Genomic DNA, 13,536 nt, shown 5'->3' with positions numbered 1-13,536 from the left:
CCGCGACCGACGCGGCCCGGCCTCTCGGGCTCAGGCGCGCGGCGTCAGAGCCCGGAGCGGCTTGTCGAGTTCACGGCGGTAGAAATCCAGGAAGCCGTCCGGGTCGGGGCCCGCGTTCTGCATCACGAGGTGATCGAAGCCCGCGTCGGTGTACTGTTTCGCGGCCTCGAGGTAGCGGGCCGGGTCGGGACCGCAGGCGAAGTTGTCGAGAATGTCCTCCAAGCGGACGGTGGTCGTCGCGGCGGCGAAATTGACCGGGTTGGGCAACTCGCTCATCACCTTCCATCCCGTCACCGCCCAGCGCGTCGTATCGAGCACCGCCTTCGCGGCCGTCTCCTCGTCGGGAGCCCACGCCATGCCGACCTCCGCGTATCGGGGCCCCGCGCCGCCCGCCGCGCGATAGCTGTCGACGAGCTCGGGCTTCGGTTCGGTGGCGAACAGGCCGTCACCGAGTTCGGCGGCGATCCGGGCCGCGTCCGGCCCGCCACCGGCGACGGCGATCGGCGGGAGCGTCTCGGGCAGGTCGAACACGCGAGCCTCGGAGACGGTCAGGAAATCACCGTCGTAGGACTGGTAGCCGCCGCTCCAGAGCAAACGGATGATCTCGAGGGCCTCGCGAAGCATCCGCTGCCGGATACGCGCGGGCGGGAACTCACGGCCGACGACATGTTCGTTGAGACGTTCGCCCGAACCGACGCCGAGGGTGAAACGGTCGTCGGACATGATGGCCAGAGTGGCCGCGGCCTGCGCGATGATCGCGGGGTGGTATCGCAGGATGGGGCAGGTCACGCCGGTCGCGAGCTCGATCCGCTCGGTCTTCGCCGCGATCGCTCCGAGCACGGTCCAGGCGAACGGTGAATGCCCCTGGTTGTCCAGCCAGGGATGGAAGTGGTCGCTGATCTCCACGAAGTCGAACCCGGCCTCCTCCGCTCTGACAGCTTGGCGGACAAGCTCGTTCGGGCCGAAAGCCTCGGCCGCCAGTTTGTACCCGATGCGCATCGCCACCTCCTGCTTCGGCTGGGAGCGGCCGGTCATCTCGGCAACCGGCTCTCGGCGCGCTTACCCCGCATCCGGCATGCGAAAACTTCCCCGCACCCGTACGCGGCAGGTCCGCTCCCGGCGGTGGCTACCGCGTCACCCGACAGGACCGACGACAGGAGACCGAACGGTTCGTTCAGTCGCGAGTCGGCCAGTAACTGGCGGCATGCCTGCCCTGCGGCACATAAGTGTTCTCGTCGTCGACCTCGGTAACGCCGAGATGGAGCAGTAGCAGCACGGTAACCAGGCTGATGCTCACGATCAGCGGGGTGAGCAACTGCGTCGCGCCCGCCCCGGACGGCGGATGCATGTGCTGGGTTTCGTGGACATGCATCGCGAACATGCCCGTGTAGTGCATGCCCGACACCGCGACACCCATCACCAGCGCCGCGCCGACGGTGGCGACCGTGCCTCGCACGTGCAACGTGAACCACAACGCGGCGGTCGCCGCGACGACAGCGATCACCATGGACAAAGCGACGATCCGTCCGTCGTAGCCGATCATCGCGTCGGATTTCATCGCGTACATGCCCGCGTAGTGCATCGCGCCGACGCCGAGCCCGGTGATCGCGCCGCCGGAGAACAGCGCCAGCGGCCCCAGCGTCCGCTGATGGGCGATGCGCAGCCCGATCCAGACCACCGCGATCGCGATCAGCGCGCTGATCAGGGTGATCGGGACGTCGTACCGGATCGATGCGCCGTCGATGGCGAAACCCAGCATCGCGATGAAGTGCATGACCCAGATCCCGGTGCCGCCGATCGCGACCGCCGCGGCGAGCAACCAGCCGTCCCGGGCGGAACCGCTGCGAGACCTGGCCATGCATCGCAATCCCAGCAATGAACCGGTGAACGACATGACATAGGCGACGATGGGTGTGAGCCACCCGTGGCTGAAGTGGTCGATTTCCAGCACGCGACACTCCTCGCTGGATAGATTCGAGCATCACTTGGACGACGCCCGAATCTCACATAGTGAAACTGCAGGTAGATAATTTAGAGTACTACTACCCTGTTTAAAAACATAGGATGAGGCTCGGATAGCGGGAAATGCGCTGAAGCTCGACCCAAACGTTCGCCTGCCGATCCACTCTGCACCACCCGACCGTGGAAGCTCCAATCAGCTAGCAGCTGGCTTCCGAGCCATCGACGGCGCGCATGTCACACGGTGGAGGGTTCCGCCACCGCGCGGCCGCCGGTTTTCGCCTGACGACCACATCTGCGATGACATCACAGCTGTCGATCCGGTTGCCCCGGGAGAACCAGGAATTTGCCGCATGGCGGCCGGCGATCCACGACAATGGGGGGACCACTTCGACCAGGGACTTCCCATGGAAACCCACACCGACGAGATAGCCGAGAAGATCTACCGCATCTCCACCTTCATTCCGGAGGTGGGGCCCACCGGCTTCACGTTCAACCAATTCCTTCTCGACGCCGAGGAGCCGTTGCTGTTCCACTGCGGCATGCGCGCGCTGTTCCCGGTGGTGTCCATGGAGATCACGCGGATCATGCCGGTGGAGCGGTTGCGCTGGATCACCTTCGGACACGTGGAAGCCGACGAGTGCGGCGCGATGAACCTCTTCCTCGCTGCCGCGCCGCACGCCCAGGTGGCCCACGGTTTGGTCGGATGCCTCGTCTCGCTCGACGATCTGGCCGACCGGCTGCCACGCCGGTTGTCCGACGGCGAGGTGATCGATCTCGGCGGCCGTCGCATTCGGCATCTGGACACCCCGCACGCGCCGCACAACTGGGAGGCACGGGTGCTCTACGAGGAGACCACCGGCGTGCTGTTCTGCGGCGATCTGATGACTCAACTCGGCAACGGACCAGCGCTGACCTCATCGGATCTGGTGGAGCGGGCGGGCGTCGCGGAGGACGTCTTTCATCCCACGTCGCTGGGGCCCGCCGTGCCCGCCGCCCTGAATCGGCTCGCCGGGTTGGCGCCGACCACGTTGGCGATCATGCACGGCTCGAGTTTCGCCGGCGACGGGGCCACCGCCCTGCGCGACCTCGCGAGCGTCTATCAGGCCCGACTGGACTCCTGAGCACCATCGGATCGCTGTCGCGGTTTCTCGCCGCATCCGACCTCGGCACAGCCCGGCCCGGCCTCAGGTCATGCGGCGAAGTGCCGCGAACGGCAGACGAACTCGTTTTCCGGATGCACGTGCACATGTCGATTCGCGCACAGCGGCCGACTCTTTCGACAGAGGGCGACGGGCACAATCGCAGTTAACCCCATCGGCGGAGCACTGCCAGCACCCCGCCGCGATAGCCCGCGACCGCTCCGGCACTCCCTGCCATACCACGGAACGCGCAGGGCCGCCGCCCGGCGGAGACACGAACGCGGGGGCGGGCGAGACGCTGGTTCCGCCGCGCGACAAGCGGACTCAGGGGTCGGCGGCGCCCTTTCCTTCCTGCGATCGACGACATCTGGCGAACTTCCAGCGTTTCTTCGTATGTCTCACCCGGGTAACGGCGTATTGTCGCGCTATGCCGACTGCGACGTCGATCGACACCGGAGCCGAACACCTCGCCTGCTGGGTCACCGTCGTCGGGCAACGTCTACATCAGTTGCCCACCGCAAACCCGCATGTCCTGCTCGCGCACGCGATGAGCGGGTTCCTGGCGATCGGGCGGGCGAGCATGGCCCTGCTGACCACATCCGCGAATCCCACCGACATCCGAGACCACGATCTCGTCTTCGAGATCACCGCCGACGCGGAACGATGGCTCACCGACGCGGCGACCGAACCGATCGTCAACCAGATCACCGACCGTGGTGAGCACATTCAGCGTTACCTCAGTCCCGTCGCGCTGGATACCGTCGCGAAAGCCCGCCTGCGGCGCTGCGCGCAGACAACGGCGATCCACACCCGCGATCTACTGGCCCGGATCGACACCGCCCCGGACGCATCGGACGAGATCCGTGACGTCGCCCGGGATCTCGCCGCGCGAGCGAACGTCATCGCCACCGTCTACGCCGAGGACCCGCAACAGCTGCTCTCGATGTCCAGCAGGTGATCGACCCGGCAAGGCGGGCCCGGAAGACCCGCCGATGAAACAGCGAGTACTGATTCTCGCCAGTGCGAACAATGGACTGACCCAACGGGCCGCACTCGCGATTCGCCGGTCCGGACGCCCCACCCGGACCGAAATCGTGCATTGCGCAACAGATATCCGCGCGGCGGTCGAATCGAACGGCTTCGATATCGTCGTCTGCCCCTATCTGACGAGGAGAATACCCGCCGACGTCCATTCGAAATGGACGTGCATCGTCGTTCACCCCGGTCCGGTGGGCGACCGCGGCCCCCATTCCCTGGACTGGGCGATCCGCGAACGCCAACCCTTGTGGGGCGTCACGGCACTGACCGCGGTCGAGGAAATGGACGCCGGGCCGATCTGGTCCACGCGGGTTTTCCCCTTACCGGCCGAACGCAAGTCCGCCGTCTACAACACCGTGGTCGCGGACGCCGCGATCGAGTGCCTGCTCGAAGCGCTCGACAAGGCCGCGGGCCCGGCCCGCTCCCCCATTCCGCAGGCCGAGGCACCGCGGGCCGTGGCCCACGCCCGGACCCGGCCCGCGATGCGTCGAAACGACCGCGCGATCTGCTGGAGCGACGACGCCGAGGAGATACTGAGCCTCGTGCACGCGGGCGACGGCTCACCCGGGGCGGGAGCGATCATCGGCGGCGCACCGGTGCTCGTCTACGACGCCTTCCTGGGACAGGTCGATCCCCAGGCGCCCCCGGGAGCTGTGATCGGCCGCAGTGACCAAGCCATCGAAGTCGCCTGCGGCGACGCGAGCCTTTGGATCGGCCGCCTGCAACCCAGCACCGTTGACCGGCCGTCGTGTAAAGGACCAGCGGTTCGGGTCCTGGCCGCGGCCGGATTCCCGGTGCAGTCCATACCGTGCGAGCGGACCGGCCCATGCCGGGAGATCCGGTACCGGCGCGAGGGCGACATCGGATACCTCGAGTTCGACTTCTACAACGGTGCTATGGACACCGCCCGATGCGACCGGTTGCTCGCGGCGTTCACCCACGCGGCGGTGCAGGACACGAAGGTGCTCGTGCTCGCGAACACCGGCCCGTACTTCAGCAACGGCATCGATCTGAACGCGGTGGAATGGTCCGGCGATCCCGAGGGCGAGACATGGCGCAACCTGCTGGCCATCAACAACGTCTGCCGGGCGATCCTGACGTGTTCGACCCAGGTCACCGTGGCCGCGATGTCCGGCAATGCCGGCGCGGGCGGTGTCGTGCTCGCCTCGAGCGCTGATCTGGTTGTCGCCACCGAAGCAGTGGTGTTCAACCCGCACTACCGGACCATCGGATTGTCGGGCTCGGAGTTCCACACCTACACCCTGCCGCGGCGGGTCGGCAGCGCATCCGCTCGTCGGCTGCTGAACGAGTGTCAGCCCCTCGACGCGGCAGGCGCCGTCGAGATCGGCATGATCGACGCGGTGGCGCCGAGTGGGCGATTCGGCGAATGGGTGGCGGAACTCGCCGGCGAATGCGCCCATCCGGCCCGGTGGGCGGCGATCATGGCCGCGAAGCGGACTCGCTCGATCGACCTGAATTCCGTCGAGGCCGCCGAGCTGCGGCGAATGGCGCAGGACATCTTTCTCGACCGGAACGAATTCCGCCGCAAGCGGCAAGAGTTCGTCTACAAGAAGTCACCGCACCCTTCGGCGGCCGCAACCGGCTCGTGAAAGTCGACGCGCACGCGTTCACATCGCCATCGCGATGATCGAGAATGGTCTCTATGGCGACCGTACTGCTGGGCGGTGACGTCATGCTGGGGCGGGGTGTGGACCAGATCTTGCCGCACCCCGGCAACCCGAGGCTGCGCGAACGATATGTCAACGACGCGCGAACCTACGTCGAGTTGGCCGAACGCGCGTACGGCGAGTTCACCCATCCGGTCGACTACCGGCAGCTGTGGGGTGATGTCCTGCCCATCCTCGCCCGGATCGCCCCCGAGGTGCGGTTGCTGAATCTGGAGACCTCGATCACCGCGGACGGCGCGTTCGCGCCCGCGAAAGGCATCCACTACCGGATGCATCCGGACAACATGCCCGCGTTGACCGCGATCGCACCGGTGGTCTGCGCGCTGGCCAACAATCACGTCCTCGATTTCGGGATCCCCGGGATGGCCGACACCCTCGCGGCGCTCGACGCCGCGAATATCGGCCGCGCCGGGGCCGGGGCGGACCTGTCGGGCGCCCGTGCGCCCGCCACGGTGGAACTCACCGATGGTCGCCGCGTGGTGATCGTCTCGGTCGCCGCCGGTTCGAGCGGGGTGCCGGAATCCTGGTCGGCGCGCGACAACCGGCCGGGGCTCTGGCGAGTGGGCTACTCTCCCGGCGCCGCGGCCGCCGAGGATGTGGCAGCCGAGGTGGCGGCACACAAGCGCGACAACGATATCGGCATCGTCTCCGTGCATTGGGGACCGAACTGGGGTTACGAAGTCACGCGAACCGAAATACAGTTCGCGCATCGATTGATCGACGCCGGAGTCGACGTGGTGCACGGGCACTCCGCCCATCATCCGCGTCCGATCGAGATCTACCGCGGCAAACCGATCCTGTACGGATGCGGCGACGTCATCGACGACTACGAAGGCATCCGCGGCCACGAGCGCTACCACGCCGACCTGCATCCGTTGTATCTGGTTTCACTCGATACCGGCTCGGCGGAGGTCCGGCTGATTCCGCTGCGCGTGCGGCACATGCGCCTGGAATGGGCTCCGCGCAGCGAATCCCGCTGGTTGTGCGAGAAGATCGAGGACATCAGCCGTCGCTTCGGCACCCGCGTAGCGCCCCGATCCGACGGTCTGCCGGTGGTGGTCAGTGCAGCACGACGGTGAGATGGCGGTGGAACCACTGGACCGCCAGGTCGGCGACTTGTTCGAGTGCGCCGGGTTCCTCGAACAGATGTGTCGCGCCAGGGACGATGTCCAGTTCGCTCGGACACGGCATCCGTAGCTGGGACTCCCGGTTGACCTGCAGCACCCACTTGTCGTCACCGCCCACGATGAGCAGCGTCGGTGCGCGGACCGACCCCAGGCGGGGTCCCGCCAGGTCCGGTCGACCGCCCCGGGAGACGACCGCCGCGATCTCGGTCCCGGGTTCCGTCGCCGCCCACAGTGCAGCGCCCGCGCCGGTGCTCGCGCCGAAATATCCGGTCGGCAAGCCGCCGACATCCGGCCGCGTCCGTAACCAGTGGGTCACCTCGACAAGGCGATGTGCCAGCAGCGGGATGTCGAAGACGCGCGCGCGGTCGCCCTCCTCCTCGGCGGTCAGCAGATCGACCAGCATCGTCGCGAACCCCGCCTGGTTCAGTTCCTCGGCGACGAACCGGTTTCGCGGACTTCGCCTGCCGCTGCCGCTGCCGTGCGCGAAGGCGATCAGGGCGGTGCTGTCCGGTGGCACGGCCAGTATCCCGGCCGGTCGGGCGTATTCCGCCGGCACGATCACTTCTTCTGTCCGCGTCGGGAACCGGGGTGCGGACGACATCGAACACCTCCTGGTATCCGGGGTACTCCCCGGGCCCGTCGTGCGCAAGAGGAGGAATCGCGGGACGGCTCGGCTACCGCCGACAGTTACTCCGTGTCTTCGGGTTCGGCCGATGGCTTCGATGAAATGACCTGGACACGCCACGGGACAGAGAAAAGACCGCCGGATCTGTTGCGGATCCATTGGGCGAGCGCGGCTACCGCCGAGCCGAGCGACGTCGCGCCGGCGATCAACGCCCACGGCGTCAGACCCGCGGACGAATACGCGACCTGCCCGATTCCCGGTACGACGAGCCTGCCGTTGCCGAAGGCCCAGCTCATCAGCGATCCGATCTGGCCGCCGAGATCCGTACGGCGTCCGACCATGGCCTTCATGTCGCCGCCCTTGCTGTTGATGTAGAGCACGGTGAACAACACGAGCAGCGCGGAGACCAGCGAGGACAGCGTCGCGAGCCGACTGAGGGCGGCGAGGCGCAGACGCAGGTTGATCACGACCACCAGAATCGTGATGACGATGGCGGCACAGGCCAGCAGGGCCCAGAAGCCGGTGATCTGGGCAGGACGCGGGCCCGAGCGGGACCAGACGTTCATGAATCGTGTGGTGATCTGCATCCGGCCGAACGCGTTGGTGCTCACGCTGCCATCCGCGCCGCGCGCGGTCATCCAGGGCTGGAACAGCAAAATCAGCGTAACGAGGCTTCCGATCGCGGCCCAGACATAGCCCCAATACCCGCGCAGCGCGACCGAAATCGCCTTTGCCGGTACGGCGCCCCTCTCCGCCCAGTTCTGCTTGGCGGGCTGGCCGTCTGGAGTTTCCTTCGACTGCCAGGGCGTTGGCTGCACCATTGTCTCAGTTTAGGGTCGCGCAACCGTACGATTTCAGGCACGGCTCACCGCCAGTGGGAAGTGTCGCAATGCGGGCCGCCGACCCACCGACCGAGAGTTCCGGCTTCTGGCGGCGACGGCATCGAACCGGGGCGGACCCGGGGGCTGAAACGGTACGGCAGGGGCATGGGCCGCATCGGTCACGTAACGATCCCCGTTATCGAGCGTCGACCCTTCGCCGATCAGCTGTCGACCGACGCCGACGGCAGCAGCCGCACCGATCGGAGACCATCGCGCACACGCCACCACCTGGCAACGCCGGTCTCCATTGTGCAAACATCCGCGTAAGTTCATCGGCTGCACAATTAGGGCGCGAGACGGGGACCTAGAAATCTTTCGGTATGTTTCGGACCGATATTCGTGTCCACTACCCCGAAAACCGCACCAATGGTGATCTTCCTGTTACGCAACGCCGGGGACCTTGACATTTCTTTGCCTGGCGTTCACCGGCCTTAAGGTGAAGCATGAAATCCGTGAGTCAGAGATAAGTTTCACTCGAGTCAAAGGATGCGTAATGACCACCAGAATCACGAAAGTTCTCGCCGCGACCGCAATGGCCGTTTCCGTGGGTGTCCTCGCGGCTCCCGCCGCTTCCGCCGAAACGCCATCGGATCTGGCGACGCCGGCTTGGGGCTCCGTCGTGCTCTGCTTCCCGCTCGGCAGCGTCGTCTTCTGCATCTGACAGCACCTGGTGTGCGGCCGCGCCGAGTCGAGGCGGGTCGCACTCCCCGGCCCGAAGCCTCTTGCCATCTCGACAACCGGCGATGTCCCGCCGGCTCCAGCACGAATCGAAGTAGGGAGGCACAGCACAATCGTTGCCGCCGCACGTGGATCGACCGTCGCGGCGGCACTGTGACGCACGCCCCTTGTGTCACACCCCGCCTCGCCGCTTCGTCCACTCGGTGAACCAATGAGACGAAGGAGTAGGCGATGCGGATAGCGGTCATCGGTGCAAGCGGGCGGATCGGCCGGGACGTGATCGACGTCTTGGCGAACGAGGGTCACGAGGTCGTGCGGATCAGCCGAGCGACCGGCGTGGACGTCTACACCGCAGACGGTTTGGCGGGGGCGCTGACCGGGGTGGATGTCGTGATCGACGCGGTGAACGCCACGACCACCGAGACCCATGCGGTGACCGATTTCTTCCGCACCATCGCGCGCAACGTGCAACATGCGGCGGCCGCCGCCGGGGTGCGCCGGATCGCGATGGTCTCCATCATCGGCATCGATTCTTTCACCGCCGGGCACTACGCCGGAAAACTCGCCCAGGAGAACGCCTACCGCGAAGGTCCGGTGCCCGTGCGCATCCTCCGCGCGGCCCAGTTCCACGAATTCACCGAGATGATGCTCGACTGGACCACTCGCGGCGACGCCGCTTACGTCCCGAAGTACCGGGCTCAGCTCGTCGCCGCACGAACTGTCGCCGAGCATTTGGCGCAGCTGGCGGTCGCGGAGACCGCGCCCGAGCGCGTCGAGATCGCCGGGCCGGAGGAGTTCGACCTTGCCGCGGCCGTTGCCGAGGTGGCCGCCCGGCGGGGCGAACCGGCTCGGGTGGAGGAGATCGTCGACACCGGCGACCCGGACCACGAATTGCCGGCCGGTGGTGCGCTCTTGGCCGGACCGGGCGCGATCATCGCCGGCCCTACTTTCGAGCAGTGGCTCGAGCAGAAGTACCCGGCACAGCCGTAACCTGCGCGCACAGACCGCGGGCTCGCTTCCCCTTGACTTCAGGTCGACCTCAACTCGCAAGCTGAACGCACTGCGAGAGAGGAAAACGTGACAACGTTCGGAGAAAAGCAGAGCCGAGACTACGACCAACGGGCTTCTCGCCTGCTCGGGGGTCTGTACCGGCGGATCGCCGCCGACATCGACGCCGCGGCGCCACCGGGCGCTGGCATACTCGACGTCGGCACCGGGCCGGGAAAACTGCTGGCACAGCTCCATTCTCGACGGCCGGACCTGCGGCTGCACGGCGTGGACCTGTCACCGCACATGATCGAACTCGCCGATGCGGCGCTCCCCGGTGGCGCGGCGGAGCTCTCGGTGGGTGACGTCGCCGCGCTGCCCTACCCCGACGACAGCTTCGACGTGGTCGTCTCGAGCCTCAGCATGCACGAGTGGCCGGAGGTCGACCGCGCGAGCACCGAGCTGGCACGCGTGCTGCGCCCCGGCGGCACCGCGGCGATCTACGATTTCCGGTTCGTGCGCTCGGCGGCCGCGCAGAGCGCGTTGCGGCGGACGTTCGAGGCCGCGACGGTACGGCGAGAGCCGGTACGTCCGCGGTGGCATCCGATCGGGCTGTACATGCGGCTCACCGCCCGCGCCGCCTAGAGTGCGGGTATGGCGGGCGGTGACATGTCCATCGGTGAACTCGCGGCGCGCTTCGGTCTGGCTCCCCACGTGCTGCGGCACTGGGAGGAGGTGGGATTGCTCGCGCCGCGGCGGGACGGCGCGGGCCGGCGTCGATATCACGACGACGACGCGGAGACCGTGGCGATGATCCTGCTCGGCAAGCAAGTGGGTTTGTCGCTGGAGGAACTCGCCGCGCTGTTCGCCGGGGCGTCCGACCGGGCCGCTCGCCGCGAGCTGTTGCGTGCGCACCGCGCTCGGCTCGTCCGTCGCATCGCCGCGGCCACCGCGGCGCTGGAGACCGTCTCGCACGCTCTCGATTGCGCCTCCGAGGACTTTCGCGAATGCCCGCACTTCCAGGCCGAGGTCGCCGATGCGCTCGCGCTGGTCACGAACCGGTCAAGGCCGCTGGGGTAAATCGTTATGGCGCACCGAATTCCGCTTCGACGACGGAGTTTGCGGCCGCGGGGTCGGCGCGCCGCGCTCGGGTGGCGATCGAAGGGTTCTGCGTCGGCTTTCTCGGATTAGGATCGATTCCTGCGAACCGTCACACAGCAGCCAGTGACACTTCGACTCGATAGAGGTGCCCCGTGAGCAGGACAATTCGAATTCCCGCGGCGGAACTCGCCGATCATGTCGGCGAATCCGTCGTCGGCTACGGCACCCTCACCCAAGCGGGAGTGGTCCAGCCGGGCGGCGACCTCGTGGTCGCGGTTTTTGGCGTGGAGACCAACCGGCGCGAGAAGTCTTTCACGCCAGGTCAATTGGTGGAACTGGAGGTCACCGAATAAACGCGGCTACGGACGGATCATCACTCCCGCCGCACCACGCAGGCGGGGTCACCCGATCAACGCGTTCATGATCGTTCCCGCACTGGTGGCGATGACGCCGCCGAGCATGCCGCCTGCGACCATTTTCGCCGACGCGAGCGGGCCGCCGTTCCACTTCTCCCAGGCGAATCTTCCGCCTGCGTAGGCGATTCCGGTGACACCCGAAAGAATCACGAACCAGGTGAAATACCGGAACAGCTGGAGAATTTTTTCCGAGTTCGGCGGAGCTTCGGGGACCGGGTCGTCCACCTGAGCCAGAAGAAATGCTTCGACTGCCGTATGGATCATCATTGATCTGTCTCCATCGCGTTTCCGCAGGACGAGTTATACGCAATCGATATGACGTTCGAAGTATCGCGATCCGCGCGGCCCGCGTCAACCCTCCCGCAGTGCCGAGGACATCAGCGGTGCCGTCGTTTCGCCCGCCGCGAGGCCGTGTCAGACCACCGCGGGCGGGTAGTGCGTCACTGTGAGCGACGACGGTGACGGCACAGCAGCCGGGGATCTCGATCCGGTAGCCACCCGGGCGGTGATCGAACAAGCCAAGGGCGCGGTGATGCTCGTCTATGGCCTCGACGCCGACGAAGCGTTCGCCATTCTGCGCGTTCGATCCCAGGAAACCAACACCAAGCTGCGGGTTCTCGCCGCCAACGTAGCCGCAGAGCTCCCGTCGATCGGCGTTCCCGCCGTGTCCGGCGCACTACGCGACCGCGTCGACCGGCTGCTGTCCACAGCGCATGAGCAAGCCCAGTGACGCCCCGGCGCACCGCCGAGAGCATGGACAGCCGGGCCGGCGCGGCGAGCAGCTCCGACGACGGACGCGGATACCTGATTGTCCGGTCTCGTCCGCAGCCTCGGTGAACTCCCGCCACCGCGGGTCGTCGAGCGCGTCGCGCACGGGCCGCAGCGCCGTGCCGCAGACCCACTCGAGCACCGGATCGTCACCGGTCAGGCGCTGCAAGTAGGTCGTTTCCCAGGCGTCGACCGCCGCACCCGCGGCGCCGAGCAGGTCGGCGTATCCGGCGGGATCGAGCACCGCACGCGGTTCGAGGATGCCCGCTCGGCCGAGACGGTCGCGCCACTCCTCGCGGGCGGCCACTCGACGGATCGCCCGGTGGGAGGGCGCGTCGAAGTTGCCGGGCACCTGAACGGCCAGGAACGCGCCCGAGGACAGCGCGCGCATCCACCGCACCAGCAGGTCGGGGTGGCCGGGCACCCAGTGCAGGACGGCGTTGCACACGACGACATCGGTCTCCGGGCCCGGCTGCCACTCTTGCACCGCGCCGAGCGTCGCATCGATGCCGCGCTCACGCGCGGCCGCGACCATCTCCGGCGAGGAGTCGAGCGCTCGCACGAGCGCCTCGGGCCAGCGCCGCGCGAGAACGGCCGTGAGATGCCCGGGACCGCAGCCCAGATCCACGACTTCCCGCGGCTGGGCCGCCGTGACCCGGGAGAGCAGGTCGAAGAAGGGACGGGACCGGTGGTCGTCGAACGCGAGGTACTGCTGGGGATCCCACATCGGCCACTCCGAGACGCGCTACCAAACCGTACGTACGTACTGTACGCCCGGGGGTCGGAGCCGCGCCCGAGACGCCTGACCTGCGAACACGCCCGGGCCGGAAACCGACCATCTATCACGGTTTCGTAACAGCACGCTCTGGGTATTACATAGCTATGACGGATCACCGACCAACCCGGATCGCCGGTGTGGAACCGGGAACCGGCGCGCTCGCTTTAGCCACGTGCCTTGCCTTTTCCATCGGCATCGCGACGATCACCCAATCCGCCTTCACCACCCTGGTGGCGTGCGTGAGCATTGTGGCGGGGCTCACGCTGGTACTGAACATCCTGCCGCACCGGGCGTAACCACACGGCCCCTTGCCTCGCACGCCGAATCCTGGTGGCATCTACCGGGTAT

At 67.1% G+C, this 13,536-nt stretch carries 16 protein-coding genes and 1 pseudogene; 11 read left to right on the top strand and 6 right to left on the bottom strand.

Annotated features, from left to right (window positions below):
• Positions 1 to 30: 30 nt before the first annotated feature.
• Both NG1_RS07090 and NG1_RS07085 read right to left on the bottom strand, forming a co-directional pair.
• Positions 31 to 999 (bottom strand): TIGR03557 family F420-dependent LLM class oxidoreductase, encoded by a 969-nt coding sequence (locus NG1_RS07090; protein WP_062969336.1) that lies wholly within the window; start codon positions 997 to 999, stop codon positions 31 to 33.
• Positions 1,000 to 1,174: 175 nt separating this feature from the next.
• Positions 1,175 to 1,951, bottom strand: a complete 777-nt coding sequence (locus NG1_RS07085; protein ID WP_157113889.1) for an MHYT domain-containing protein — start codon at positions 1,949 to 1,951, stop codon at positions 1,175 to 1,177.
• Between the two features lie 415 nt (positions 1,952 to 2,366).
• Between NG1_RS07085 and NG1_RS07080 the strand changes: the two genes are divergently transcribed.
• The 4 genes from NG1_RS07080 (at position 2,367) to NG1_RS07065 (ending at position 6,906) form a co-directional block, all read left to right on the top strand.
• Entirely contained in the window at positions 2,367 to 3,083 is a 717-nt protein-coding gene (locus NG1_RS07080; protein WP_062969180.1) for an oxygen-binding di-iron domain-containing protein, read from the top strand.
• A gap of 445 nt (positions 3,084 to 3,528) precedes the next feature.
• Positions 3,529 to 4,059, top strand: coding sequence for a hypothetical protein (locus NG1_RS07075; protein ID WP_062969177.1), 531 nt, complete (start codon positions 3,529 to 3,531; stop codon positions 4,057 to 4,059).
• Between the two features lie 34 nt (positions 4,060 to 4,093).
• Entirely contained in the window at positions 4,094 to 5,749 is a 1,656-nt protein-coding gene (locus NG1_RS07070) for an enoyl-CoA hydratase-related protein (protein ID WP_062969175.1), read from the top strand.
• Positions 5,750 to 5,802: 53 nt separating this feature from the next.
• The gene (locus NG1_RS07065) at positions 5,803 to 6,906 is read left to right on the top strand and encodes a CapA family protein (protein WP_157113888.1); all 1,104 of its coding nucleotides are present in this window, start codon (positions 5,803 to 5,805) and stop codon (positions 6,904 to 6,906) included.
• On the opposite strand, the pseudogene NG1_RS07060 reads toward NG1_RS07065, so the two are convergent.
• A pseudogene (locus NG1_RS07060) lies at positions 6,887 to 7,534 on the bottom strand (dienelactone hydrolase family protein); the annotation flags it as partial. The gene NG1_RS07065 and the pseudogene NG1_RS07060 overlap by 20 nt on opposite strands.
• A 107-nt stretch (positions 7,535 to 7,641) precedes the next feature.
• Complete coding sequence (locus tag NG1_RS07055) at positions 7,642 to 8,400, bottom strand: hypothetical protein (RefSeq protein ID WP_062969170.1); 759 nt, start codon at positions 8,398 to 8,400, stop codon at positions 7,642 to 7,644.
• A gap of 553 nt (positions 8,401 to 8,953) precedes the next feature.
• Here NG1_RS07055 and NG1_RS37360 point away from each other — a divergent pair.
• The 5 genes from NG1_RS37360 (at position 8,954) to NG1_RS07035 (ending at position 11,579) form a co-directional block, all read left to right on the top strand.
• Complete coding sequence (locus NG1_RS37360) at positions 8,954 to 9,121, top strand: hypothetical protein (protein WP_168434164.1); 168 nt, start codon at positions 8,954 to 8,956, stop codon at positions 9,119 to 9,121.
• A 248-nt stretch (positions 9,122 to 9,369) separates the two neighbouring features.
• On the top strand, positions 9,370 to 10,128 hold the full coding sequence (locus tag NG1_RS07050) for an SDR family oxidoreductase (protein WP_062969168.1): 759 nt from the start codon (positions 9,370 to 9,372) through the stop codon (positions 10,126 to 10,128).
• Between the two features lie 87 nt (positions 10,129 to 10,215).
• Positions 10,216 to 10,770, top strand: coding sequence for a class I SAM-dependent methyltransferase (locus tag NG1_RS07045; protein WP_062969166.1), 555 nt, complete (start codon positions 10,216 to 10,218; stop codon positions 10,768 to 10,770).
• A gap of 9 nt (positions 10,771 to 10,779) precedes the next feature.
• Positions 10,780 to 11,205 carry a MerR family transcriptional regulator gene (locus NG1_RS07040; RefSeq protein ID WP_062969164.1) on the top strand — a complete coding sequence of 142 codons (426 nt, stop codon included), beginning with the start codon at positions 10,780 to 10,782 and terminating at the stop codon, positions 11,203 to 11,205.
• Between the two features lie 173 nt (positions 11,206 to 11,378).
• The gene (locus NG1_RS07035; RefSeq protein WP_040866820.1) at positions 11,379 to 11,579 is read left to right on the top strand and encodes a hypothetical protein; all 201 of its coding nucleotides are present in this window, start codon (positions 11,379 to 11,381) and stop codon (positions 11,577 to 11,579) included.
• Positions 11,580 to 11,627: 48 nt separating this feature from the next.
• Here the strand turns inward: NG1_RS07035 and NG1_RS07030 are convergent, their stop codons facing one another.
• Complete coding sequence (locus tag NG1_RS07030) at positions 11,628 to 11,906, bottom strand: hypothetical protein (protein ID WP_040866913.1); 279 nt, start codon at positions 11,904 to 11,906, stop codon at positions 11,628 to 11,630.
• A 181-nt stretch (positions 11,907 to 12,087) separates the two neighbouring features.
• On the opposite strand from NG1_RS07030, the gene NG1_RS07025 reads away from it, so the two are divergent.
• On the top strand, positions 12,088 to 12,372 hold the full coding sequence (locus NG1_RS07025) for an ANTAR domain-containing protein (RefSeq protein WP_062969162.1): 285 nt from the start codon (positions 12,088 to 12,090) through the stop codon (positions 12,370 to 12,372).
• Here the strand turns inward: NG1_RS07025 and NG1_RS07020 are convergent.
• Positions 12,319 to 13,137, bottom strand: coding sequence for a trans-aconitate 2-methyltransferase (locus tag NG1_RS07020; protein ID WP_084498744.1), 819 nt, complete (start codon positions 13,135 to 13,137; stop codon positions 12,319 to 12,321). The genes NG1_RS07025 and NG1_RS07020 overlap by 54 nt on opposite strands.
• 155 nt (positions 13,138 to 13,292) lie before the next feature.
• On the opposite strand from NG1_RS07020, the gene NG1_RS07015 reads away from it, so the two are divergent.
• Positions 13,293 to 13,484 (top strand): hypothetical protein, encoded by a 192-nt coding sequence (locus tag NG1_RS07015; RefSeq protein WP_040866818.1) that lies wholly within the window; start codon positions 13,293 to 13,295, stop codon positions 13,482 to 13,484.
• Positions 13,485 to 13,536: the final 52 nt, after the last annotated feature.

This window comes from Nocardia gamkensis NBRC 108242, from assembly GCF_001612985.1.
In the GTDB taxonomy this organism is placed as follows: domain Bacteria; phylum Actinomycetota; class Actinomycetes; order Mycobacteriales; family Mycobacteriaceae; genus Nocardia; species Nocardia gamkensis.
The sequence above is the reverse complement of the archived record's forward strand: the minus strand, read 5'-3'. Positions and strand labels throughout refer to the sequence as shown.

Bases quoted from the DNA above. Each gene is read 5' to 3' on its own strand.
- NG1_RS07090 (WP_062969336.1), bottom strand. From the start codon at position 999: ATGCGCATCGGGTACAAACTGGCGGCCGAGGCTTTCGGCCCGAACGAG.
- NG1_RS07030 (WP_040866913.1), bottom strand. From the start codon at position 11,906: ATGATCCATACGGCAGTCGAAGCATTTCTTCTGGCTCAGGTGGACGAC.
- NG1_RS07015 (WP_040866818.1), top strand. From the start codon at position 13,293: ATGACGGATCACCGACCAACCCGGATCGCCGGTGTGGAACCGGGAACC.
- NG1_RS07075 (WP_062969177.1), top strand. From the start codon at position 3,529: ATGCCGACTGCGACGTCGATCGACACCGGAGCCGAACACCTCGCCTGC.
- NG1_RS07020 (WP_084498744.1), bottom strand. From the start codon at position 13,137: ATGTGGGATCCCCAGCAGTACCTCGCGTTCGACGACCACCGGTCCCGT.
- NG1_RS07050 (WP_062969168.1), top strand. From the start codon at position 9,370: ATGCGGATAGCGGTCATCGGTGCAAGCGGGCGGATCGGCCGGGACGTG.
- NG1_RS07065 (WP_157113888.1), top strand. From the start codon at position 5,803: ATGGCGACCGTACTGCTGGGCGGTGACGTCATGCTGGGGCGGGGTGTG.
- NG1_RS07055 (WP_062969170.1), bottom strand. From the start codon at position 8,400: ATGGTGCAGCCAACGCCCTGGCAGTCGAAGGAAACTCCAGACGGCCAG.
- NG1_RS07080 (WP_062969180.1), top strand. From the start codon at position 2,367: ATGGAAACCCACACCGACGAGATAGCCGAGAAGATCTACCGCATCTCC.
- NG1_RS07070 (WP_062969175.1), top strand. From the start codon at position 4,094: ATGAAACAGCGAGTACTGATTCTCGCCAGTGCGAACAATGGACTGACC.
- NG1_RS37360 (WP_168434164.1), top strand. From the start codon at position 8,954: ATGACCACCAGAATCACGAAAGTTCTCGCCGCGACCGCAATGGCCGTT.
- NG1_RS07040 (WP_062969164.1), top strand. From the start codon at position 10,780: ATGGCGGGCGGTGACATGTCCATCGGTGAACTCGCGGCGCGCTTCGGT.